Origin of the sequence: Thermoactinomyces intermedius, assembly GCF_013912365.1 — a bacterium.
In the GTDB taxonomy this organism is placed as follows: domain Bacteria; phylum Bacillota; class Bacilli; order Thermoactinomycetales; family Thermoactinomycetaceae; genus Thermoactinomyces; species Thermoactinomyces intermedius.
Window position 1 is genome coordinate 1 of record NZ_JACETT010000099.1, and the last position, 1,755, is coordinate 1,755.

Annotated in this window: 1 protein-coding gene; it reads left to right on the top strand. The window is 48.6% G+C overall.

Going from position 1 to position 1,755, the window contains the following annotated elements; all coding sequences use genetic code 11:
* The first annotated feature begins 47 nt into the window (after window positions 1-47).
* Window positions 48-1,751, top strand: a complete 1,704-nt coding sequence (locus H1R82_RS14375) for a long-chain-fatty-acid--CoA ligase (RefSeq protein ID WP_181731954.1) — start codon at window positions 48-50, stop codon at window positions 1,749-1,751.
* The last annotated feature ends 4 nt before the right edge of the window (window positions 1,752-1,755 follow it).

The window sequence follows — 1,755 nt, forward strand, 5'->3', positions numbered from 1 at the left end:
TATATAAAATTATGAATGACTATTCAGTCGAAAAAGGAGGAGTTCAGATGGCTGAAAATGAAAAAATATGGCTTCGTCATTATCCTCCGGAAGTTCCAGCAACTTTGGACTATCCAGAAGTTCCGTTAACACAGTTTCTGCTTGATGCCGCCAAAGATTATCCAGAGCGGGACGCTTTTGATTTTATGGGAAAAAGCATGACGTTTCGGGAGTTGTTGGATGAAGTTTATCGCTTTGCCGCTGCATTGAAAGAATTGGGAGTGCAAAAAGGGGAATGTGTGGGCATCATGCTTCCCAATACGCCTCAGGGAATCATTGCTTATTATGCGGTCTTGATGGTCGGCGGCATTGTGGTTCAAATTAATCCATTATATATGAAAAAAGAATTGAAGCACCAATTGGCTGACTCCGGGGCCACAACGATTGTCTGCCTGGATTTGGTGTGGCCGAGGGTGCAGGAAGTAAAACCGGAAACAAAACTGAAACGGGTGATCGTAACCCGGTTGAGCGATTATCTGCCCGTTCCGAAAAACTGGCTGTTTCAGCTCAAATCCAAACTTGCGGGCGAAAGTGTAAGCGTTAACTATGGCGGGGACACGTATTCTTTTGTTTCTCTTGTGAAAAAGTCGAGTCCCGAGCCGATGGAGCCGGTCTTTGAGTCGGCGGATGACATCGCGTTGCTCCAATATACCGGCGGGACGACAGGGCTTGCGAAAGGGGCGATGTTGACCCATCGCAATCTGGTGGCAAACTGTTGCCAGGCCGAAGCGTGGTTGTATAAGGCCAAACGGACCGAGCCGCAATCCTTTGTCGGGGCTTTGCCGTTTTTTCATGTGTATGGCATGACCACCGTGATGAACCTGGGAATGAAAATGGCAGCCAAAATCATTTTGGTTCCTAAGTTTGACACGGATTTGGTGTTGAAAAAGATTCAGGAACACAAACCCACCTTCTTCCCCGGGGCTCCCACGATGTATGTGGGGCTGATCAATCATCCCAAAATCAGCCAATACGACTTGTCCTCGGTGGATGCTTGCTTGAGCGGTTCCGCACCACTTCCGCTGGAGGTGCAGGAAAAATTTGAAGAGTTGTCCGGCGGATTGCTGGTGGAAGGATACGGTATGACGGAAACTTCACCGGTAACCCATGCCAATTTGTTGTGGGACCGCAAAAAAAGCGGAACCATCGGTTTGCCCTGGCCGGATACCGATGCGAGAATTGTTGACGTTGAAACAGGAGAAGTGCTTCCTCCCGGGCATGAGGGGGAATTGCAAGTCAAAGGGCCGCAAGTGATGAAAGGGTATTGGAACCGTCCGGAGGAAACGGAGAAAGTGCTGAAAGACGGATGGATGTGTACAGGGGATATTGCCAAAATGGATGAAGACGGGTATTTCTATATTCTCGACCGGAAGAAAGATGTCATCATTGCTGGCGGGTTCAATATTTATCCCCGGGAAGTCGAAGACATCCTGTACGAACATGAAGCGGTCAAAGAAGCAGCGGTGATCGGCGTGAAAGATGATTACCGGGGCGAGACGGTGAAAGCGTTCATCGTTTTAAAAGAAGGGCATTCGGTGACCGAAAAGGAATTGGACCGGTTCTGCCGCGAACGGCTGGCCAAATTTAAAGTTCCCCGCTTGTATGAGTTCCGCAAGGAATTGCCCAAAAGCTCCATCGGAAAAGTGTTGCGGCGGGTGTTGGCGGACGAAGAAAAAGAGCGGTCTATGCAATTAAACAAAAAGAATGCATAAATTT

What these genes read in the sequence shown, in the direction of transcription:
- H1R82_RS14375 (WP_181731954.1), top strand. Translation starts at nt 48, where the DNA reads ATGGCTGAAAATGAAAAAATATGGCTTCGTCATTATCCTCCGGAAGTT.